This window comes from Atlantibacter sp. RC6 (assembly GCF_014193285.1).
Classification (GTDB): domain Bacteria; phylum Pseudomonadota; class Gammaproteobacteria; order Enterobacterales; family Enterobacteriaceae; genus Atlantibacter.
On record NZ_JACHZE010000011.1, the window covers coordinates 123743 to 145609 of the forward strand.

General features: G+C 56.1%; 17 protein-coding genes. 10 read left to right on the top strand and 7 right to left on the bottom strand.

The features are described 5' to 3' along the window. Window positions 1–104: 104 nt before the first annotated feature. Window positions 105–995: a methylenetetrahydrofolate reductase gene (metF, locus tag FHW74_RS19935; protein ID WP_183172070.1), complete on the top strand. Its 891-nt coding sequence runs from the start codon at window positions 105–107 to the stop codon at window positions 993–995. Window positions 996–1041: 46 nt separating this feature from the next. On the opposite strand, the gene FHW74_RS19940 is transcribed toward metF, so the two are convergent. Genes FHW74_RS19940 through ptsP form a run of 3 tightly spaced genes read right to left on the bottom strand, consistent with a single transcriptional unit; the run spans window position 1042 to window position 5337 of the window. Continuing rightward, window positions 1042–2145: a glycerol dehydrogenase gene (locus tag FHW74_RS19940; RefSeq protein WP_183172071.1), complete on the bottom strand. Its 1104-nt coding sequence runs from the start codon at window positions 2143–2145 to the stop codon at window positions 1042–1044. A 13-nt stretch (window positions 2146–2158) separates the two neighbouring features. Further along, window positions 2159–2821: a fructose-6-phosphate aldolase gene (gene fsa, locus FHW74_RS19945; protein WP_183172072.1), complete on the bottom strand. Its 663-nt coding sequence runs from the start codon at window positions 2819–2821 to the stop codon at window positions 2159–2161. A gap of 14 nt (window positions 2822–2835) precedes the next feature. After that, window positions 2836–5337 (bottom strand): phosphoenolpyruvate--protein phosphotransferase, encoded by a 2502-nt coding sequence (gene ptsP, locus FHW74_RS19950; RefSeq protein WP_183172073.1) that lies wholly within the window; start codon window positions 5335–5337, stop codon window positions 2836–2838. A gap of 312 nt (window positions 5338–5649) precedes the next feature. Here ptsP and FHW74_RS19955 point away from each other — a divergent pair, with 312 nt between their 5' ends. The 5 genes from FHW74_RS19955 to FHW74_RS19975 are packed head-to-tail and all read left to right on the top strand — an operon-like array spanning window position 5650 to window position 10638. Continuing rightward, a complete protein-coding gene (locus FHW74_RS19955; RefSeq protein ID WP_183172074.1) occupies window positions 5650–6729 on the top strand; it encodes a PTS fructose transporter subunit EIIC in 1080 nt (359 codons plus the stop codon). A gap of 19 nt (window positions 6730–6748) precedes the next feature. Then, the gene (locus FHW74_RS19960) at window positions 6749–7069 is read left to right on the top strand and encodes a PTS fructose-like transporter subunit IIB (protein ID WP_183172075.1); all 321 of its coding nucleotides are present in this window, start codon (window positions 6749–6751) and stop codon (window positions 7067–7069) included. Window positions 7070–7126: 57 nt separating this feature from the next. Next, complete coding sequence (locus FHW74_RS19965; RefSeq protein ID WP_183172076.1) at window positions 7127–9424, top strand: formate C-acetyltransferase; 2298 nt, start codon at window positions 7127–7129, stop codon at window positions 9422–9424. Beyond that, the gene (locus tag FHW74_RS19970) at window positions 9390–10265 is read left to right on the top strand and encodes a [formate-C-acetyltransferase]-activating enzyme (RefSeq protein WP_183172077.1); all 876 of its coding nucleotides are present in this window, start codon (window positions 9390–9392) and stop codon (window positions 10263–10265) included. The genes FHW74_RS19965 and FHW74_RS19970 overlap by 35 nt, the downstream gene beginning before the upstream one ends. Before the next feature lies 1 nt (window position 10266). After that, complete coding sequence (locus tag FHW74_RS19975; protein ID WP_183172078.1) at window positions 10267–10638, top strand: PTS fructose-like transporter subunit IIB; 372 nt, start codon at window positions 10267–10269, stop codon at window positions 10636–10638. On the opposite strand, the gene FHW74_RS19980 is transcribed toward FHW74_RS19975, so the two are convergent. The 4 genes from FHW74_RS19980 to argE all read right to left on the bottom strand — a co-directional run bounded on the left by FHW74_RS19980 (window position 10610) and on the right by argE (window position 17008). Further along, window positions 10610–11470: a helix-turn-helix transcriptional regulator gene (locus FHW74_RS19980; RefSeq protein ID WP_183172079.1), complete on the bottom strand. Its 861-nt coding sequence runs from the start codon at window positions 11468–11470 to the stop codon at window positions 10610–10612. The two genes, FHW74_RS19975 and FHW74_RS19980, sit on opposite strands and share 29 nt — an antisense overlap. A gap of 137 nt (window positions 11471–11607) precedes the next feature. Next, window positions 11608–12831, bottom strand: a complete 1224-nt coding sequence (locus tag FHW74_RS19985; protein ID WP_183172080.1) for an RtcB family protein — start codon at window positions 12829–12831, stop codon at window positions 11608–11610. 103 nt (window positions 12832–12934) lie between these two features. Then, window positions 12935–15586, bottom strand: a complete 2652-nt coding sequence (gene ppc, locus FHW74_RS19990; RefSeq protein ID WP_183172081.1) for a phosphoenolpyruvate carboxylase — start codon at window positions 15584–15586, stop codon at window positions 12935–12937. 270 nt (window positions 15587–15856) lie between these two features. Further along, window positions 15857–17008, bottom strand: a complete 1152-nt coding sequence (gene argE / locus FHW74_RS19995; protein WP_183172082.1) for an acetylornithine deacetylase — start codon at window positions 17006–17008, stop codon at window positions 15857–15859. 186 nt (window positions 17009–17194) lie between these two features. Here argE and argC point away from each other — a divergent pair, with 186 nt between their 5' ends. The 4 genes from argC (at window position 17195) to argH (ending at window position 21847) form a co-directional block, all read left to right on the top strand. Beyond that, window positions 17195–18199: an N-acetyl-gamma-glutamyl-phosphate reductase gene (argC, locus tag FHW74_RS20000; RefSeq protein WP_183172083.1), complete on the top strand. Its 1005-nt coding sequence runs from the start codon at window positions 17195–17197 to the stop codon at window positions 18197–18199. Window positions 18200–18206: 7 nt separating this feature from the next. Beyond that, complete coding sequence (gene argB / locus FHW74_RS20005) at window positions 18207–18983, top strand: acetylglutamate kinase (protein WP_183172084.1); 777 nt, start codon at window positions 18207–18209, stop codon at window positions 18981–18983. A gap of 72 nt (window positions 18984–19055) precedes the next feature. Beyond that, window positions 19056–20273, top strand: a complete 1218-nt coding sequence (locus tag FHW74_RS20010; RefSeq protein ID WP_183172085.1) for an argininosuccinate synthase — start codon at window positions 19056–19058, stop codon at window positions 20271–20273. A gap of 200 nt (window positions 20274–20473) precedes the next feature. Beyond that, window positions 20474–21847, top strand: a complete 1374-nt coding sequence (argH, locus tag FHW74_RS20015; RefSeq protein WP_183172086.1) for an argininosuccinate lyase — start codon at window positions 20474–20476, stop codon at window positions 21845–21847. Window positions 21848–21867 lie beyond the last annotated feature (20 nt).

The following is a 21867-nucleotide window of genomic DNA, read 5'->3' on the forward strand; positions in this document are numbered from 1 at the left end:
GACGCGATGGCGCTTTTCCGTCATTTTTACATCTGGACGTCTAAACGTATAGAAGTCAAAAAACACAACAGCCAATAATGACAAGCGAGTGATGAGGTAAGGGTATGAGCTTTTTTCACGCCAACCAGCGGGAAGCACTGAATCAGAGTCTGGCCGAAGTCGCCGGGCGCATTAACGTTTCCTTTGAGTTTTTCCCGCCGCGCACCAGTGAAATGGAACAGACCCTGTGGAATTCCATCGATCGTTTGAGCAGCCTGAAACCGAAATTCGTTTCCGTGACCTATGGCGCGAACTCCGGCGAGCGCGACCGCACGCACAGCATTATCAAAGGGATTAAAGATCGTACCGGTCTGGAAGCGGCGCCGCACCTGACCTGCATCGACGCCACCCGTGATGAGCTGCGCATCATCGCCCGCGATTACTGGGAAAATGGCATCCGGCACATCGTGGCCCTGCGCGGCGATTTACCGCCGGGTAGCGGCAAACCGGACATGTATGCCGCCGACCTGGTGGGCCTGCTGAAAGAAGTGGCGGATTTTGATATTTCCGTCGCGGCGTACCCGGAAGTGCATCCGGAAGCAAAAAGCGCCCAGGCGGATTTACTGAACCTGAAGCGCAAAATCGACGCGGGCGCCAACCGCGCTATCACCCAGTTCTTCTTTGATGTGGAAAGCTATCTGCGGTTCCGCGACCGCTGCGCGGCAACCGGGATTGACGTGGAAATCATTCCGGGCATCCTGCCGGTGTCCAACTTCAAACAGGCGAAAAAATTTGCCGACATGACCAACGTGCGTATCCCGGCGTGGATGGCTCAGATGTTCTCTGGCCTGGACGAAGATGCGGAAACCCGCAAGCTGGTGGGGGCGAATATCGCCATGGACATGGTGAAAATCCTCAGCCGTGAAGGGGTGAAAGATTTCCATTTCTATACCCTGAACCGCGCGGAAATGAGCTACGCCATCTGCCATACGCTGGGCGTTCGTCCGGCGGTATAACATCCTAAAGCATGCCCGGCGCTTCACGCTGCCGGGCATGGCAAGGTTACTGCCAGTTTTTCAAAAAGCCCTGACCGTACTGGTCGGCGACTAACAGCGCGGCATACACCTGCCCGGCTGTCGCGCCGCCCGGCATATTGTGGATGGTTTCCCCGGCAGCGCAGGCGGCTTCAGCGACAATCCGCATTTTGGCGGGAATATCACTGTTAATATCCAGTTGCGCCAGCGTGATCGGCAATCCCACGGCATGACACAGCGCTGCAACGGTTTCTATCTCTTCCAGCGGCGCGTTTTCCAGTACCAACTGCACCAGCGTACCGAATGCGACTTTTTCACCATGATAAAAATGATGCGCATCCGGGATAGCGGTTAATCCGTTGTGGATCGCGTGCGCAGCAGCCAGACCGCCGCTTTCAAAACCCACGCCGCTCAGATAGGTATTGGCTTCCACCACGCGCTCCAGCGCCGGGGTGACCACATGTTGTTGCGCCGCCAGCATCGCTTTTTCGCCCTGTTCCAGCAGCGTGTTGTAACAGAGTTCCGCCAGGGCCAACGCGGCCTGAGTGCACTGGCCGCCCGCCATCGTGGTTGCGCCGCTGCGTGAACAGGCGCGCGCCTCGAACCAGGTCGCCAGCGCGTCGCCAATCCCCGCCGCCAGCAGGCGCGCAGGCGCGCCCGCGATGATGGCGGTATCAACGATCACCATGTTGGGGTTATGCGGCAACAGCAGATAGCGATCAAACTCGCCGTCATCGGTATAAATGACCGACAGAGCGCTGCATGGCGCATCGGTGGAGGCGATAGTGGGCGCAATCGCCACCGGCACCGCCATGTAATGCGCCAGCGCTTTGGCGGTATCCAGCGTTTTACCGCCGCCGATGCCCAGCACTGCTTTGCAGCGCGCTTTTTCCGCCAGCGCGCGCAGGCGGTCGATCTCATTCTGCGAACATTCGCCGCCGAAAGGGGCGATGTCAAACGCCAGACCAGCAGCGCTCAGGCTGTTCTGTAGTTTTTCGCGGGCAAACCCTAAAACGAATTTATCACCGACCACCAGCCAGCGTTCGGCCATGGGTTTCAGGTAATCGCCCAGGCGGTTAAGCACATCGGCGCCCTGAATATATTTACCCGGTGACTGAATGATGTGATCCATACATCTCCTCCTGTTACAGACTTAATTGTCCAAACGCGTTTTTCCAGTCTTGCTCGAACTTCTCAATGGCCGATTCTACTGCGGGGGTACCGAGCATTTGTTGCGCGACATCTAAAGGCAGGGTGATGGCTTCGCATCCGGCAAGCAGGCAATCCAGCGCCTGGCGCGGCGTTTTAAAGCTCGCCGCCAGCACTTTGCAGTGCGGCGCATGCAGTTCAAGCAGGGTTTGCAATTCCCGCACTGTCTGAATGCCGTCGCCACCCTGAGCATCAACCCGGTTAACGTAAGGGGCGACATAATCCGCGCCCGCCAGCGCCGCCAGCAGCCCTTGCGCAGCGCTGTACACGGCGGTGCCCAGCGTGGCGATGCCTGTCGACTTCAGTGCCTTAATCGCAGCGAGCCCTTCAGTACTGACAGGGACTTTAACCACGATACCGGGGCAGGCGTTTTCCAGCCGTTTGGCTTCCTGCACCATGCCTTGCGCATCGCGGCTCATCACCTGGGCAAACAGTTTCCCTCGCCCGCCAAGCGCGTCCTGCAAACGCGGCAATACCTCAAACAGCGGCGTTTTGCCTGCGGCAATAATGCTGGGATTGGTGGTGACGCCAGCCAGTGGAAAAATGCGCGCCAGACGAGCGACTTCCTGAACGTTGGCGGTATCTAAATAGAGTTCCATGATGATTCCTTAGATTAAAGTTCCAGCTCTTTTTGAAGCAGTGATGCGATGGCGTCGGCAGAAGGCGCATTGACCAGCGCATTTCTGAACTCTTCATGCATGATGCGGCGTGCGAGACGTGAAAAAATCCGCATATGCTGATCGCCAGCGGCATGTTTGTTCAGCGTCAACATAATGATGAACTGCGCCTCTTCGTCACCCCAGAGCACCGGGGCAGGGAGCCGCGCTACGCTGATGGTCGACTGCTCAATATGCTCGGATTTGCTGTGCGGGATGGCGAAACTGAAACCGAGCCCGGTTGAAAACACCGCTTCGCGGGCCCACAAATCGGCTTCCAGTTTGCGTGGATAGCGGCAGCGCCCGGCAAGCAGCAGCTTATCGGTCATGCCTTTCATCACTTCTTCTTTGCTACGCCAGTCATTATCCAGCGAGATACAGGCCGGGGTAATAATCGGCGTGTCGTGAGCCGACATACGGAATTGCGCCAGCAGATGTTCAACCTCAAGCGAGGTGCGGCACGCCATTGCCTGATTGAGCAACTGGCGGCAGGCGCGGCTATCCAACTGCGCTAAACGCGCTTTCGCGGCGGGAATGGCTGGCGCGCTCATGCTGATTTCATCCAGCCCCATGCCGACCAGCAGCGGCAGAACCGAACCTTTTGCGCCCAGCTCGCCGCACAAGCCTATCCATTTACCCTGGCGATGCACCGCCTGCACGGCATAATCCAGCGCCCGCAAAAATGCCGGGTTAAGGCTGTTGTAGTGACGGGTGACTTTGGCGTTATCGCGGTCGACTGCCAGCAAGTACTGCGTCAGGTCGTTACTGCCGATGCTGAAGAAGTCGATCTCTTCGCAGCACTGGTCGATGATGAACATCACCGACGGGACTTCGAGCATAATGCCAAGCGGGATCTTTTCATCAAACGGCGTCTGTTCGTTACGCAACTGCTGTTTGGCTTCTGACAGCTTTTCTTTTACCCACAGGATCTCCTCCATGGAAGAGATCATCGGGATCATGATCTTTAACTTACCGTGCGCGGAGGCGCGCAGGATCGCCCGTAGCTGTGTAGAAAATAGCGCTGAATACTCTTCATAAATACGCACGGCGCGGTAGCCGAGGAAAGGGTTATTTTCCGCGGGGATATTCAGATATTCCACCGGTTTATCGCCGCCGATATCCATCGTGCGAACAATAATGCTGCGCCCCTTCGCCGGTTCCAGCGCCTGGCAGAAAATATTATAGAGTTCATCTTCCGACGGGGCGCTGGCGCGATCCATATAGAGCATTTCGGTGCGGAACAGGCCGACTGACTGCGCGCCGTTATTGAATGCGCCCGGCGCTTCCACGGCATGAGCGATATTGGCGGCCACTTCCATCCTGATGCCGTCAGCGGTACAGGCCTCGCGTGTTAGCCACACCTGCTGTTGTTCGCGTAAGGCGGCCTGAGTGCGCGCTTCTTGCTGGTAATAGCGCGTCACCGCCTCGCTGGCGTTAACCACCACGATTTCTGCGTTGCCATCAATATAGGCCGGCTGATTGTACCAGGGCGCGAGCGCCAGAATATCCACGCCCACCAGGGTAGGGATATTAAATGAACGCGCAAGGATAACGGTGTGAGAGGTGGTCCCGCCTTTTTCCAGCAACAGTCCTTTAAGCAGGGATTTATCCAGTTCCAGAAACTGGCTGGGCGTGAGTTCATCCGCAAGGCAGATAGCGGGATGCTTCAGCTGGCCCGGCGCAGGAAAACGCTGCTCGCCATAGATATGCTGGAGCAACTGGAAACAGATATCACGCACGTCCAGCGCGCGCTCCTGCAGGTAGCTGCTGTCAGCATTCCTGAATTCGGCGCAAAAGTGATTAGCGCTGTCGATAATCGCTTGCGCACAGCTCAGGCCCCGGGTCACGCCGGCCAGTAAATGCTGGCGTAACGAGATATCCCGCGCCAGAGAACGATGAGCCTCAAGGATCGCGCTGGTGGTGCCATCACTGTCAAGCAGCCGCAGCTCGATGCTTTTAATCAGCAGCGCTAAGCCTTTGTCCAGCGCCTGCTGCTCCGCTTCCACGCCGTCCGGCTCAGGCAGGTTATTAATTTTATTGAGATCCAGCGAGGTTAACGGCGTGAGGATCCCACAGTCGCTACCTGCGCACACGGATTTAGCATGGAACAGGGTTGGGTTCAGGCGCGTCAGTGATTCGGGAAGCGGCTCGGCGACAGTGATGGCCGGTTGCGCGATGGGTTCGTCGCACAGCGGGAAGGCGTCCCGAAGCCATTTTCCCAACTGGAGATGGGCCTCTTTTTCGTCACTCCCGGAAATCGTTAACTGGCATGCATCGCCTTTTATCGTCCCGGTGCCAATAATCGCCAGCGCGCTTTTTGCGTCGCCTTTTCTACCCGTTCGGCTATTTAGCCACTCTATTTGCGCAGCAAACGCATTGCATTGTTTCTCGACATGGCTTGCAGGCCGGGCATGCACGCCATTAGGCAAATCACAGACAAATTCAATTACCAGAGCCATTAGCCTCTCCTGATTCATTCATGCTTTGGGCAACAGAATAAAGGCGTATTACGACAGGCCGCCACGCGACAAAACTGCCAAAAACTGGATTTATGTAAGATGAGCGCCAAAGTGAGAACTGACTCACATGGCCGTTCATTTCTGTCTCTTTTCTGAATTTACTGCGACATTTGAGGCGGATCGCATTTTTTATCCGATGGTACAAAAATCCAGTAAATGGCTTTTTTATCCACTGTCTGCGCCACCAGCGATTGTCTATTGTTTGCCGCATTACCTTCGTGGATGGAGGTGACGCAAACCCAGGAGCGACCTATGAAAGAACTGGTGCATATTCTTAAGAACACCCGCCAGCATTTAATGACAGGGGTATCACATATGATCCCCTTTGTGGTTGCGGGCGGCATATTGCTTGCGGTTTCTGTGATGCTTTACGGCAAAGGCGCGGTGCCGGACCCGTTGACTGACCCAAACCTGAAAAAGCTGTTTGATATCGGCGTTGCCGGGCTAACGCTAATGGTGCCGTTTCTGGCCGCGTATATCGGCTATTCCATTGCCGACCGCTCAGCCCTTGCGCCCTGCGCCATTGGCGCCTGGGTCGGCAATAGCTTTGGAGCGGGCTTCTTCGGTGCCATCATCGCCGGGATTGTCGGCGGTATCGTGATCCACTACCTGAAAAAAATCCCTGTACCGAAAGTACTGCGTTCGGTAATGCCTATCTTCGTTATTCCCATCATTGGCACATTTATCACGGCGGGCGTGATGATGTGGGGACTGGGCGAGCCTGTCGGCGCGCTTACTGTGAGCCTGACCCAGTGGTTGCAGGGAATGCAACAGGGCAGCGTGATCATGCTTGCCGTCATTATGGGCCTGATGCTGGCCTTTGATATGGGTGGGCCGGTTAATAAAGTGGCTTATGCCTTTATGTTGATTTGCGTTGCGCAGGGCGTGTACGGCGTGGTGGCAATTGCTGCCGTTGGGATTTGCGTGCCGCCGCTTGGCCTGGGATTGGCAACGCTGATTAACCGTAAAAATTTTAGCGACGAAGAGCGCGAAGCGGGCAAAGCCGCCATGGTAATGGGCTGCGTTGGCGTGACGGAGGGCGCTATCCCGTTCGCTGCTGCCGATCCGCTGCGCGTTATTCCGTCGATCATGCTGGGTTCCGTATGCGGTACGGTGACTGCGGCATTACTGGGTGCGAAATGCTATGCCGGCTGGGGTGGGTTGATCGTTCTGCCCGTGGTAGAGGGAAAACTGGGCTATATCGCTGCCGTTATCGTCGGCGCGCTGGTCACCGCGCTGGCGGTCAACCTTCTGAAAAGCCTGGCGCGCAAAAACAAACCTCAGTCCATCGAGACTCAGGACGACCTTGACTTAGATTTTGAAATCAACTGATTAAAAAAGGAATTTAACCATGACATCAATTGTAGCTGTTACTGCTTGCCCTTCCGGCGTCGCACATACCTATATGGCCGCCGAGGCGCTGGAAAGCGCAGCCAAAGCGAAGGGCTGGAATGTGAAAGTTGAAACGCAGGGCTCTATCGGGCTGGAAAATGAGTTGAGCGCAGAAGACATTGCGCAGGCGGATATTGTGGTGCTGACCAAAGATATCGGCATCAAATTTGAGGAGCGTTTCGCGGGTAAAACCATTGTCAGAGTGAATATTAGCGACGCCGTGAAACGGGCGGCAGCCATTATGAGCAAGATCGAATCCCACCTGGCGCAAGCCGTCTGATGTCCCAACCCGCTCTTCGGAGCGGGTGCTTTCATTACCCACTGACCGGAGTTCCTCATGACGAATCGCATCCAACGCCTGAAAGCCGCGCTGTTTCAGCACCCTCGTGAAATTTCCCTTGAGCGCGCGTTACTGTTAACCGAGAGCTATAAACAGACCGAAGGCGAGCCGGTCATGCTGCGGCGTGCCAAAGCGACGGCGTATATCCTTGATAACGTAAAGATTGCGATTCGTGATGATGAACTGATCGCCGGTAACCGCACAGTGAAACCCCGTGCGGGCATTATGTCGCCAGAAATGGATCCTTACTGGCTGCTCAAAGAACTTGAGCAGTTCCCGACGCGCCCTCAGGATCGCTTTGCTATCAGTGAAGAGGATAAGCGTCGCTATCGCGATGAGCTTTACCCGTACTGGGAAAAACGCTCAATGAAGGATTTTATCAACGGCCAAATGACACAAGAGGTCAAAGAGGCGGTAGGGACGCAGATATTCAGCGTCAACCAGACTGATAAAGGGCAGGGGCATATCATTATTGATTATCCCCGCCTGCTGGAAAACGGTCTCGGCGCGCTGTTGGATGAACTGACCGCCTGTTGCGAACGCGCGCCGGACAATCATTTCTATCAGGCCGCACGGCTGCTGCTGGCGGCTTCACAGCGCCACATTCTGCGTTACGCGCAACTGGCTGAACACATGGCGGCACAGTGTCAGGATGCCGTGCGACGGGATGAGTTGTTGGCGATAGCGGCTAACTCGCGCCATAACATCGATCAGCGCCCGCAGACGTTCTGGCAGGCCTGCCAGCTCTTCTGGTATATGAATGTGATTCTTCAGTATGAATCCAACGCCAGTTCGCTGTCGCTGGGGCGTTTCGACCAGTACATGCTGCCTTTCTGGCAAGCGTCGCTCACCCATGGCGAGGATCCCGCCTGGCTGCGTGAACTGCTGGAATCGCTGTGGATTAAATGCAACGACGTGGTGCTATTACGCTCTACCAGCAGCGCGCGTTATTTTGCCGGTTTCCCCACCGGCTACACTGCGCTGTTAGGCGGCCTGACGGAAACCGGTCGCAGCGCCGTCAATGCCCTGTCGTTTATGTGCCTGGATGCTTACCAGAGTGTGCAGCTCCCGCAGCCGAATCTGGGGGTGCGCATCAACGAACTGATCGATCGGCCTTTCCTGTTAAAAACAGCAGAAACCATCCGCCTTGGTACCGGCATTCCGCAAATCTTCAATGATGAGGTGGTCGTCCCGGCGTTTCTTAATCGCGGCGTATCCCTGGAGGACGCGCGTGACTACTCGGTGGTGGGCTGCGTTGAGCTTTCTATTCCGGGGAAAACCTATGGCCTGCACGATATAGCCATGTTTAACCTGCTGAAAGTGATGGAAATTACCCTGTATGAAAATGAAGGAAACCCGGCGCTGACCTACCCGGAACTGTTAGCGCAAATTCGCGAAAAAGTGAGTTATTACATCCGGCTCATGGTTGAAGGCAGCAATATCTGCGATATCGGCCATCGCGACTGGGCTCCAGTGCCGTTGCTCTCGTCGTTCATCAGCGATTGCCTTAAGAGCGGCAAAGATATTACCGACGGCGGCGCGCGCTATAACTTCTCCGGCGTTCAGGGGATCGGCATCGCCAACTTGAGCGACTCGCTACATGCGCTCAAAGGTATGGTGTTCGATCAGCAGCGGATGAGTTTTGACGAGTTACTGGCGGTGCTGAAAGCCAATTTCGCCACGCCGGAAGGTGAGAAGATCCGCGCGCGCTTAATCCACCGTTTCGAAAAGTACGGTAACGATATTGATGACGTTGATAACATCAGCGCCGAACTGCTGCGCCATTACTGTAAAGAAGTGGAGAAATACACCAATCCACGCGGCGGCCAGTTTACGCCGGGGTCGTATACCGTTTCCGCCCATGTGCCGTTAGGTTCAGTGGTAGGCGCGACGCCGGATGGCCGTTATTCCGGCGAACAGCTTGCCGATGGCGGACTCTCGCCAATGCTCGGCCAGGATGGGCAAGGCCCGACGGCAGTATTGAAGTCCGTAAGCAAGCTGGATAACCACCTGCTATCGAACGGGACGCTGCTCAACGTGAAGTTCACGCCGGCGACCCTCGAAGGTCAAGGCGGATTAAATAAGCTGGCGGATTTTCTGCGCGCGTTTACTCAACTGAAGCTTCAGCATATTCAGTTCAATGTGGTTAATGCTGAGACACTGCGTGAAGCGCAACGCCGTCCTCAGGATTATGCCGGTTTGGTGGTGCGGGTTGCCGGTTATAGCGCCTTCTTTGTCGAGCTTTCAAAGGAGATCCAGGATGACATTATCCGTCGGACCGCGCATCAATTGTGAGGTAACAGAAACGCGCGCCGATACGGCGCGCATTTTCAATATCCAGCGTTACTCTTTAAATGATGGGCAAGGCATCCGTACCGTTATTTTCTTTAAAGGTTGCCCCCATACTTGCCCCTGGTGCGCGAATCCGGAGTCCCTGTCGCCGAAAATTGAGACGGTAAGACGCAACAGCAGGTGCCTTCACTGCTCGCCTTGTTTGCAGGATGTCGACGAGTGTCCGTCGGGGGCATTCGAGCATATTGGCCGGGATATTTCTTTAGCGGCGCTGGAACGCGAAGTCATGAAAGACGACGTTTTCTTTCGTTCCTCGGGGGGCGGCGTCACCTTATCAGGGGGCGAGGTGTTGATGCAGGCACCCTTTGCCACCCGGTTTTTAACACGGTTACGGGAATTGGGTGTCCATACCGCCATCGAAACGGCGGGCGACGCGCCCTTTTCACGTTTATGGCCTCTGGCGCAGCAGTGCGATGAAGTGCTGTTTGATTTGAAAATCCTTGATGAGGCGCAGTCTCGGGACGTGTTGAATATTAATCTGGCGCGGGTGTTGGCGAATTTACGTTTATTGCGTGAGAACGGCGTTAAGGTGACTCCGAGGTTGCCGCTTATTCCCGGCTATACTCTCAACGAGACGAACATTGCGATAGCGATCGGGGTATTAAAATCTCTCTCATTCAGCGAGTTGCACATTTTACCCTTTCACCAATATGGTGAGCCTAAATATGGTTTGTTAGGCCGATCGTGGGCGATGAAAACGATCCCGGTGCCTGACGACAACGAGATTGCCGCCATCAGGATCATGGCGGAGCAAGCGGGTTTTAAGGTGACGACGGGAGGATAAAATGTCAGATGCGGTAAAGCGAAATCTGGTAGCCATTACAGCTTGTATCAGCGGCGTCGCGCATACGTATATGGCTGCTGAGCGCCTGGAAAAACTGTGCCAGCAGGAAAAGTGGTCGGTGAAAATCGAAACGCAGGGTGCGTTGGGTATTGAAAACCCGCTCACCGAGATGGATATCAGGAACGCGGATGCCGTGTTGTTGCTTACCGATATTGATATTGCCGGTGCGGAACGGTTCACCGAATGCCGTTATGTTCACTCCGGTATTAGCGCTTTTCTGCGCGAACCGCAAAAGGTGATTACTGCGGTGCGCAAAGTTATCGGCACGCCGCAACAGACCCACATTATTTTGCGCCAGGATACTTTTCGGTGAGTTGGCTATGGTACTGGCGGCGATACTCGGACGGCGAACGCTCGGTATTTTTACGAAACAGGCGGCAGAAATAGTTACTGTCCACAAAGCCGCAGGCGTGAGCGACTTCTTTAACTTTAAGTTCATATCCCTTTAATAACGCTTTGGCGTGCTCCAGCCGCGTGTAGTTCAGGTATTCATTAAATCCCAGTGAACCTGATTTTTGAAACAGGTGTGAAAGGTAATTGGGCGAAATATAAAAAACCTGCGCCACCGATTCGCGGGTTAACGCCGTGGCGTAATGTTCATCGATATAATTGCGGACGGCCTCAAACAGCGCCTGGCTGCGGGACGCTGTCTGGATCTGGCTGCCCAGCAGATCGTTGCAATGGCTTAACAGGCTGGCGACGATTAACCGCGCGGTTTGCTGTTCATGCGGCTGCATTTTCATTTCATTCAGCGTTTGCAGAAGAAACGAGCCGATTCGCGGCCCGCGCCGCGCCACATGTTGTTTATTAAGGTTTTGCAGCCTCTCGCCGTCCCAGTGCAGCACGCTAAAACCAAGCTGCTGTTTGCCAAACAATATGCTCAGCGTGGTGGCGGGTTGCTGCCATTGTGGGTAATTCCAGCTGCCAGATGGCACGAACAGCACATCGCCTTCACTCATCAGCCAGGCGCCGTCCGGGCTGCCGCTTTCGACCACGCTTCCGGCCAGCACAATTTCCAGCCGGGGGAAATCGACCTTAAAAGCCAGCGCCGGTACGGGACCGGTTGAGTTGGCGAAACCGATTTTACCAGGCGTTGTCGGGCCGTTAATTAGCCGTGAAAGAAGGTGGCTTACGTCGTAGTGCATAATATTCTCGTGAGGGTGCGCTAACGTGCTTTTGATTATCCCTGATGTTTCGCCCTCAACACTACTGTTTCCATTGTCGGCAACAGAAACGTATAAATTTTCATTGTTATGTCCTTATTACTGGTTTATCAGGCAGTTTATCCTTTCACGCACACCACCTGACGCAGGGTATGCACGATTTCCACCAGCGATGACTGCGCCGCCATTACGGCGTCAATGTCTTTATACGCCATGGGAATTTCGTCAATCACTTCGCTGTCTTTGCGACATTCTACATGGGCGGTGGCGCGGATCTGATCGTCAACCGTAAAGCGCTTTTTAGCGGCGCTGCGGCTCATGGTACGGCCTGCGCCGTGGCTGCACGAGCAGAAGCTGTCTTTATTGCCGAGGCCGCGCACGATAAAGCTTTTCGCGCCCATCGAGCCGGGGATGATCCCCATTTGCCCTTTCTGCGCCGATACCGCGCCTTTGCGGGTGACCAGCACCGACTCGCCAAAATGCGTCTCTTTCTGAACATAGTTATGGTGACAGTTAACGGCTTCCTGCTGGGTCGCAAAGGGTTTAGTGATGATGTTAGACAGCGCCGCCAGCACGCGATTCATCATCACTTCCCGGTTGTGGTGGGCGTAATCCTGAGCCCAACTGACGGCTTCCATATAGTCGTTAAAATGCTTGCTGCCTTCCTCAAAATAAGCCAGATCGCGGTCGGGTAGATTGCTGATATGGCGTTGCATATCTTTTTGCGCCAGCGCGATAAACAACGAACCGATGGCATTACCGACGCCGCGTGAACCGCTATGCAGCATTACCCAAACCCGTTGCTGCTCATCCAGGCAGACTTCAATAAAGTGGTTACCGGTGCCCAGCGTGCCCAGATGCTGATGGTTATTGGTCTTCAGCAGTTGAGGATATTTATCGGTAAGCTTTTTAAAACGCGGCGCAAGATGCGCCCAGTGCGCGTCCACATCCTGAGGCGTATGGTTCCATGCGCCTTTATCGCGCTGGGCGCGGCCAACGGTACGGCCATGGGGTACGGCCTGTTCAATAGCGCTGCGCAAGCCCGCCAGATTATCAGGCAAATCGCTCGCCGTGAGCGATGTCCGCACGGCGATCATGCCGCAGCCAATATCCACGCCGACCGCCGCAGGGATAATCGCTCCGCGTGTCGGGATCACGCTACCGATGGTGGAACCTTTACCTAAATGCACGTCAGGCATGACGGCCAGATGCTTAAAGATAAACGGCATGCTGGCGGTTTTGAGCAGTTGTTGTTTGGCTTCGCTTTCAACCGGCACGCCTTTGGTCCACATTTTGATGGGCGTTGTGGAAGGTGTGGTCAGCAATTCGTACTGTTGAGTCATGCTTATCTCCTCCCGGTTTTCTACCGTAAAAGATAAGTATGGGGGGTGAGGTCACCTGGGGCGAGAAAATAAACGCCCCGGACGATGCCGGGGCGCAGGAGCGTTAACCGGTGTTACGCATACCCGCCGCGACGCCCGCGATGGTGACCATCAGCGCCTGTTCGACGCGTGGGTCCGGCTCTTTGCCCGCTTCTTCCGTCAGGCGTGAGCGATGTAGCAGCTCGGCCTGAAGGACGTTGAGCGGGTCGGTATAGATATTGCGCAACTGGATCGACTCGGCAATCCACGGCAGATCCGCCATCAGATGGGAGTCGTTGGCGATATCCAGCACCACTTTGATGTCCGCTTCCAGCAGTTCACGCAGCTCTTTACCGAGCGGCCACAGCTCTTTTTTCACCAGGCGCTGATCGTAATACTCCGCCAGCCACAGATCCGCTTTCGCGAAAACCATCTCCAGCATGCCCAGGCGGGTGGAGAAGAACGGCCAGTCGCGGCACATGGTTTCCAGTTGGTCCTGTTTGCCGTCTTCCACCACTTTCTGCAATGCCGCGCCAGCGCCCAGCCAGGCGGGCAGCATCAGGCGGTTCTGGGTCCAGGCGAAAATCCACGGGATAGCGCGCAGGGATTCCACACCGCCGTTCGGGCGACGTTTAGCCGGGCGCGAACCTAGTGGCAGTTTGCCCAACTCCAGTTCCGGCGTTGCGGAACGGAAATAGGGCACGAAGTCGGCGTTTTCACGCACATAACCGCGATACATCTTGCAGGAAATGGTCGACAGCTCGTCCATGATATGACGCCATTCGGCTTTCGGTTCCGGCGGCGGCAGCAGGTTGGCTTCCAGGATCGCGCCGGTGTAGAGCGACAGGCTGCTGATGGTGATTTCCGGCAGGCCGTATTTAAAGCGGATCATCTCGCCCTGCTCGGTCACGCGCAGGCCGCCTTTCAGGCTGCCCGGCGGTTGGGAAAGCAGCGCCGCATGGGCTGGCGCGCCGCCGCGGCCAATCGAGCCGCCGCGTCCGTGGAACAGCGTCAGGGCGATGCCCGCTTTTTCACAGGTTTTGATTAACGCGTCCTGGGCCTGGTATTGCGCCCAGGAGGCCGCCATCACGCCTGCGTCTTTCGCAGAGTCGGAATAGCCGATCATCACCATCTGCTTGCCCTGGATAAAGCCGCGATACCAGTCGATGTTCAGCAACTGGGTCATCACGTCGTTAGCGTTATTCAGGTCGTCGAGGGTTTCAAACAGCGGCGCGACGGGCAATGCAAAGCCGATGCCCGCTTCTTTTAGCAGCAGATGCACCGCCAGCACGTCGGACGGGGTTTTGGCCATCGAAATCACGTACGCGGCGATAGAGCCCTGCGGCGCTTCGGCGATCACCCGGCAGGTGTCCAGCACTTCGCGGGTTTCTTCGCTCGGCTCCCACTGGCGCGGCAGCAGCGGACGTTTGGAATTCAGTTCGCGGATCAGGAATGCCTGTTTGTCGGCTTCAGACCAGCTTTCATAATCGCCGATGCCGAGGTAGCGAGTCAGTTCGCCCAGCGCTTCGGTATGGCGAGTGCTCTCCTGGCGGATATCAATACGCACTAACGGCACGCCGAAGCACTTCACACGGCGCAGGGTATCAAGCAGTTCACCGTTGGCGATAATGCCCATGCCACAGGCCTGTAGCGACTGATAGCAGGCGTACAGCGGTTCCCACAGCTGTTCATTCTGGGTTAACAGACCCTGCGGCTTCGGCAGTTTCTGGCCTTTCAGGCGCGCTTCCAGCCAGGCCTGAGTGGCGGTGAGCTGGCTGCGAATGCCTTTCAGCAGATAGCGATACGGCTCAGACGCGCCCGCTTCGCCCACGCGCTCGCGCAGCGCGTCGGTACACTCCACCATCGACAGTTCAGAAATCAGAACATGAATATCGCGCAGGAACAGGTCGGTGGCTTTCCAGCGGCTCAGCAGCAGCACGTGGCGGGTGATATCGGCGGTAACGTTCGGGTTGCCGTCGCGGTCGCCGCCCATCCAGGAGGTAAAGCGCACCGGCACAAAATCCACCGGCAGTTTGTAATCCAGATGCTCCTGCAACTGCTCGTTCAGTTCACGCAGATAGCTGGGAATGCCTTCCCACAGGCTATTTTCCACTACCGCAAAGCCCCATTTCGCTTCATCGATAGGGGAAGGGCGGTTCTTACGAATTTCATCGGTATGCCAGGACTGGGCAATCAGCTGGCGCAGACGGCGGGTGATTTGGTTGCGTTCGTAGTCGGCGATATCTTTATGGTCGAGCTGACGCAGGCAGTTATTCACTTCGCCCATTTTGTGGATCAGCGTACGACGGGTGATTTCAGTGGGGTGTGCGGTCAGCACCAGCTCCAGGGAAAGCGACTCAACGGCCTGCTTGATCGCCGCTTCGCTCAGGTGCGGCTGGTCTTTGAGTTTACGCAGCGTGCGGGCAATCACTTCCGGGTTGCTGGCAGCTTCCCCTTTGGGAGAGATGCTGTGGTATTGCTCGGCGGTATTGGCCAGATTCAGGAACTGGCTAAAGGCGCGGGCCACCGGAAGTAACTCATCGTTGGACAGATTTTGCAGCGTGGTCAGCAGTTCTTGCCGATTTGCTTCATTGCCAGCACGTGAGGACTTCGACAATTTGCGGATTGTTTCTACGCGGTCAAGAATGTTCTCTCCGAGTGCATCCTTGATGGTATCCCCGAGCAGCTTGCCGAGCATACTGACATTACTACGCAAAGCGGAATATTGTTCGTTCATAAAACCCAGACACCCCATCTCTTGTGTATATGTCCTCACTATTTCGAATCACAGCCGCGTGAGCAGCGCGCCAAAATCTTTCGGACTTGAACTACGTCTTTTCTTTTATAAAGCCACGTAAACCACCATTCGTCAATTGCGGCGAAATCGCTTCAGCAAACGAATAAATACCGACAATTTACGAAATTTAATTCGCTTTGTGCCAGATAAGCGTTACTTATGGAAATGTGACAAAAGTCACCCTCCGATGTGGCAGGAGGGTGATGCAGATCAGTGCCAGCAGAAGTGATGAACAACCTGAGTAATCAACTCGCGCGTCGGTTTAATAAACCGGGTTTCCAGATATTCGTCAGGTTGGTGCGCCTGGTTAATCGAACCGGGGCCAAGCACCAGCGTCGGGCAGAGCGTCTGGATAAACGGCGCTTCGGTGCAGTAGTTCACCACATCGGTTTGCGCGCCGAGTAGATCTTCCACCACCTTGACCAACTGATGATCAGGCGGGCATTCATAGCCCGGGATCGGCGGGTGCAGTTCTGCCACGTTCAGGCGGCCAGGCCAGCGACTGCTCACCGGCTCCAGGGCCTCTTCCAGCAATCCATTAAGATCGTTAAGGGTCATCCCCGGCAGCGGGCGAATATCCAGATGCAGCTCGCAGCAGGCGCAAATCCGGTTGGCCGCATCGCCGCCGTGGATGTGGCCGAGATTGAGCGTCGGATACGGTACGGTAAACGCCTCATAGTGGTAGCGCTCTTTCAGGTTATCGCGCAGTTCCAGAATGCGGCCAATGGCGTCATGCATCAGTTCAATAGCGTTGACGCCGCGCGCCGGATCGCTGGAGTGGCCCGACTGGCCCAGCACCCGAATAGCGCTGGAGATATGGCCTTTATGCGCGCGGATCGGCTGCAAAGAGGTCGGCTCGCCGATAATCGCGCAGTCCGGGCGCAACTGGGTGGTTTCGGCAAAATAGCGCGCGCCCGCCATGCTGGTCTCTTCATCGGCGGTCGCCAGAATGTAGAGCGGCTTTTTCAACTGCGTCACGTCAACATCGCGCAGCGCATCAAGAATAAAAGCGAAGAACCCCTTCATGTCGGCAGTGCCCAGGCCGTACAGCTTGTTGTCGTGTTCGGTCAGGGTAAAGGGATCACGGGTCCAGCGGCCATCATCAAACGGCACCGTATCGGTGTGGCCGGCCAGCAGTAATCCGCCCGCGCCCTGGCCGATGCTCGCCAACATGTTGAATTTGTTGCGGGTTCCCGGAACAGGCTGAACTTCAACGTTAAAACCCAGATCGCCAAACCAGGACGCCAGTAAATTGATTAAAGACGCATTACTCTGATCTAACGCGGCTTCGGTCGCACTGATGGACGGAGTCGCGATTAATGCGCGGTAAATCTCGATAAACGGCGGTAATTTCATTTTCACTGTTGACATACCTTAGGTCGTGATAGTATCAATATTCATGCAGATTTAGTGAATAAAAATACATTAACGGTGAGCAAAAAGGAACCGCATCGCGCAGCCTCCTGAAAACGCTCGCTAACGTGGCAAAGAGAGCGATCTTTGCCGTATCCAGACGCCTAATGACGATAAAGAAGGTGAACAGCCCCGATGTTGAATACGCTGATTGTTGGCGCCAGTGGTTATACCGGCGCAGAGCTCGCGACCTATGTCAATCGCCATCCACATATGAACATAACCGCATTGACGGTCTCAGCGCAAAGCAATGATGCAGGAAAATTACTCTCCGATTTGCATCCTCAACTGAAAGGCATTGTCGATATGCCGCTGATGCCGATGTCCGATATCAGCGAGTTCACCCAGGGCGTTGACGTGGTGTTTCTGGCCACGGCGCATGAAGTGAGTCACGACCTGGCGCCGCAGTTTCTTGAAGCAGGCTGCGTGGTGTTCGATTTATCCGGCGCGTACCGGGTGAATGATGCGGCGTTTTACGAAAAATTCTACGGGTTCACCCATCAGCATCCGCAACTGCTGGAGCAGGCGGTGTATGGCCTGGCGGAGTGGAGCCGTGACGCGCTGAAAGAAGCCAGACTGGTTGCAGTGCCAGGTTGCTATCCGACGGCGGCGCAGCTGTCGCTTAAGCCGCTGATCGACCAGGATCTGCTGGATTTGGCCCAGTGGCCGGTGATCAACGCCACCAGCGGCGTGAGCGGCGCAGGGCGCAAGGCAGCGATGTCCAACAGCTTCTGCGAAGTGAGCCTGCAACCTTACGGCGTATTTACTCATCGTCATCAGCCGGAAATCGCGACCCATCTGGGCGCGCAGGTGATTTTTACCCCGCATCTGGGCAACTTCCCGCGCGGGATTTTAGAGACCATCACCTGTCGTCTGAAACCGGGCGTGACGGCTGAGCAAGTCGCCCAGACCTTCAATGACGCCTACGGCGATAAACCGCTGGTGCGTCTGTATCAGAAGGGCGTTCCGGCGCTAAAAAATGTGGTGGGCTTGCCGTTCTGCGATATCGGTTTTGCTGTTCAGGGCGAGCATCTGATTGTGGTGGCCACGGAAGATAACTTGCTGAAAGGCGCTGCGGCGCAGGCGGTGCAGTGTGCCAATATTCGTTTCGGCTTCGCTGAAACTCAGTCACTTATTTAACGGTGCAATGATGAATCCATTAATTATCAAATTAGGTGGCGTACTGCTGGATAGCGAAGAGGCGCTGGAGCGTCTGTTCACGGCGCTGGTCAATTACCGCGAGACCCATGAGCGTCCGCTGGTGATTGTGCACGGCGGCGGCTGCGTGGTGGATGAGCTAATGAAAAAGCTTAACCTGCCGGTGAAAAAGAAAAACGGCCTGCGCGTCACGCCTGCCGATCAGATCGACATCATCACCGGCGCGCTGGCGGGCAGCGCCAACAAAACGCTGCTGGCCTGGGCGAAGAAACACCAGTTACCAGCGGTAGGCCTGTATCTTGGCGACGGCGACAGCGTCAAAGTGAGCCAACTGGATGATGAGCTTGGCCACGTCGGCAAAGCGGAACCGGGCTCCGCCAAACTGATTACTACCCTGCTGGATGCAGGCTTTATGCCGGTGGTCAGCTCTATCGGCGTAACTGATACGGGCGAACTGATGAACGTCAATGCTGACCAGGCCGCTACGGCGCTGGCCGCTACCCTCGGCGCGGATCTGATCCTGCTTTCCGACGTCAGCGGCATTCTGGACGGCAAAGGGCAGCGCATTGCTGAGATGACTGCCGCAAAAGCCGAACAGCTGATTGCCCAGGGCATCATCACCGATGGTATGGTGGTGAAAGTGAATGCGGCGCTGGATGCGGCGCGCACGCTGGGCCGCCCGGTGGATATCGCCTCCTGGCGCCATGCCGAGCAGTTACCTTCTTTATTCAATGGGACCGCTATCGGCACCAGAATTCTCGCGTAGTCAGCGACATGTTCATTGGCTGAGGCACACATAAGTCCGCGCCATAATTTAGTTTTTGAAAGGAAAAAGAAAATGCAAAACCACGGCATCAAAAAAGTTGTTCTCGCTTACTCCGGCGGCCTGGATACCTCCGCGATCATTCCATGGCTGAAAGAAAACTATGAAGGTTGCGAAGTGGTGGCCTGCGTGGTGGATATCGGCCAGGACCGTGACGATCTGAAAGGCGTTGAGCAAAAAGCCCTGCGCACCGGCGCGAGCGAGTGCTATGTGGTCGATGCGCGTGAAGAGTTCATCAAAGATTATGTGTATCCGGTGCTGCAAACTGGCGCACTGTACGAAGGCAGCTATCTGCTGGGCACCTCCATGGCGCGCCCGCTGATCGCGAAAGCGCTGGCGGATGTGGCGATTAAAGTCGGCGCGGATGCGCTGTGCCACGGCGCGACCGGTAAAGGCAACGACCAGGTGCGTTTTGAATCCGCCTGGGCGGCGCTGGTCCCGAACCTGAAAGTGATTGCCCCGTGGCGTGAGTGGAACCTGCGTTCCCGTGAAGCGCTGCTCGACTACCTGAAAGAGCGCGATATCCCCACCACCGCGACGCTGGAAAAAATCTACAGCCGTGATGAGAACGCCTGGCACATCTCTACCGAAGGCGGCGTGCTGGAAAGCCCGTGGAATGCCTCTAACAAAGACTGCTGGGTCTGGACCGTCGATCCGCAGGAAGCCCCGGACGCGCCTGAGCACGTCACCGTAACTGTTGAGAAAGGCAAAGTGGTTGCCGTAAACGGCGAGTTCCTGAGCCCGTTCCAGTGCCTGGAAGTGCTGAACAAACTCGGTGCGAAACATGGCGTGGGCCGTATCGATATCGTGGAAAACCGTCTGGTGGGCATTAAATCCCGTGGCTGCTACGAAACCCCGGGGGGCACCATCATGATGGCGGCGCTGCGCGGCGTTGAGCAGCTGGTGCTGGACCGCGATAGCTTCAAGTGGCGTGAGCAGGTTGGCCTGGAAATGTCTTACGTGGTGTACGATGGCCGCTGGTTCGCTCCGCTGCGCCAGTCCCTGCAGGCGGCGGCAGAATCGCTGGCTGAAGGCGTCAACGGTGAAGTGGTGCTGCAACTCTACAAAGGCCAGGTTACGGCGATCCAGAAAAAATCCGCCAACAGCCTCTACAGCGAAGAGTTCGCGACCTTCGGCGAAGACGAAGTGTACGACCACAGCCACGCAGGCGGCTTTATCCGTCTGTTCTCGTTGTCTTCACGTATTCGTGCGCTGAACGAGCAGAAGAAATAATCAAGCTATTTTGCTTGCCATTCTGAACCCGGGCAGTGCTCGCGCTCCTCACGTACTCTATGTACGCTCCGGGCGCTGTGCGCTGGCCGTCTCCAGACTGGCTGCGCCAATAACGCTTGATGGTATTTGTCATGAGTAGTGGGCGGGTAGCGATATCCGCCTTGATTTTATCGACTGGATTAAAATTTACGGAGCGGGTTATGGCACTTTGGGGTGGGCGTTTTACTCAGGCAGCGGATCAGCGGTTTAAACAGTTCAACGACTCGTTGCGGTTCGATTATCGCCTGGCGGAGCAGGATATTGTGGGCTCCGTCGCCTGGTCTAAAGCGCTGGTGACCGTGGGCGTTCTCACTGCCGATGAGCAGGTACACCTTGAGCAGGCGCTGCAAACGCTGCTGGAAGAGGTGCAGGCGAACCCGCAACAAATTCTTGAAAGCGATGCCGAAGATATTCATAGCTGGGTGGAAGGCAAGCTGATCGACAAAGTGGGTCAACTGGGTAAAAAGCTGCACACCGGGCGTAGCCGTAACGATCAGGTCGCCACCGACCTGAAGCTGTGGTGCAAGATGACCGTGGGCGAGTTGCTGAACGCGACCCGCGAACTGCAACGCGCGCTGGTGGAAACCGCCGCCAGTAATCAGGACGCGGTAATGCCCGGCTACACCCATCTCCAGCGCGCCCAGCCGGTGACCTTTGCCCACTGGTGCCTGGCGTATGTTGAGATGCTGGCTCGCGATGAAAGCCGTTTGCAGGATACCCTGAAGCGTCTGGACGTCAGCCCGCTGGGCTGCGGGGCGCTGGCGGGCACTGCATATGATATCGACCGTGAACAACTGGCCGGGTGGTTGGGCTTCGCCTCCGCCACCCGTAACAGCCTGGACAGCGTGTCAGACCGCGACCACGTGCTGGAGCTGCTGTCCGATGCCTCTATCGGCATGGTGCACCTTTCCCGTTTTGCTGAAGACCTGATTTTCTTCAACACCGGCGAAGCGGCGTTTGTTGAGTTGTCAGATCGCGTGACCTCGGGTTCATCCCTGATGCCGCAGAAGAAAAACCCGGATGCGCTGGAGCTGATCCGTGGCAAATGTGGCCGCGTGCAGGGCGCATTAACCGGCATGATGATGACCCTGAAAGGGTTGCCGCTGGCGTACAACAAAGATATGCAGGAAGACAAAGAAGGGTTGTTCGACGCGCTCGACACCTGGTTTGACTGCCTGCAGATGGCGACCCTGGTGCTGGACGGTATTCAGGTGAAACGCCCGCGCTGCCAGGAAGCGGCGGAGCAGGGCTACGCTAACGCCACCGAGCTGGCCGATTATCTGGTCGCCAAAGGCGTACCGTTCCGCGAAGCGCACCATATCGTGGGCGAAACCGTGGTAGAAGCCATTCGCCAGGGCAAAGCGCTGGAAGCCCTGCCACTGGCAGATTTACAGAAATTCAGCACCGTGATTGGTGACGATGTGTATCCGATCCTGTCGCTGCAATCTTGTCTTGATAAGCGCTCGGCAAAAGGCGGCGTATCGCCGCAGCAGGTCGCAACCGCAATTAGCGAAGCGAAGGCGCGTTTAGCGTAATCGCATTTTGCTCCACTCGG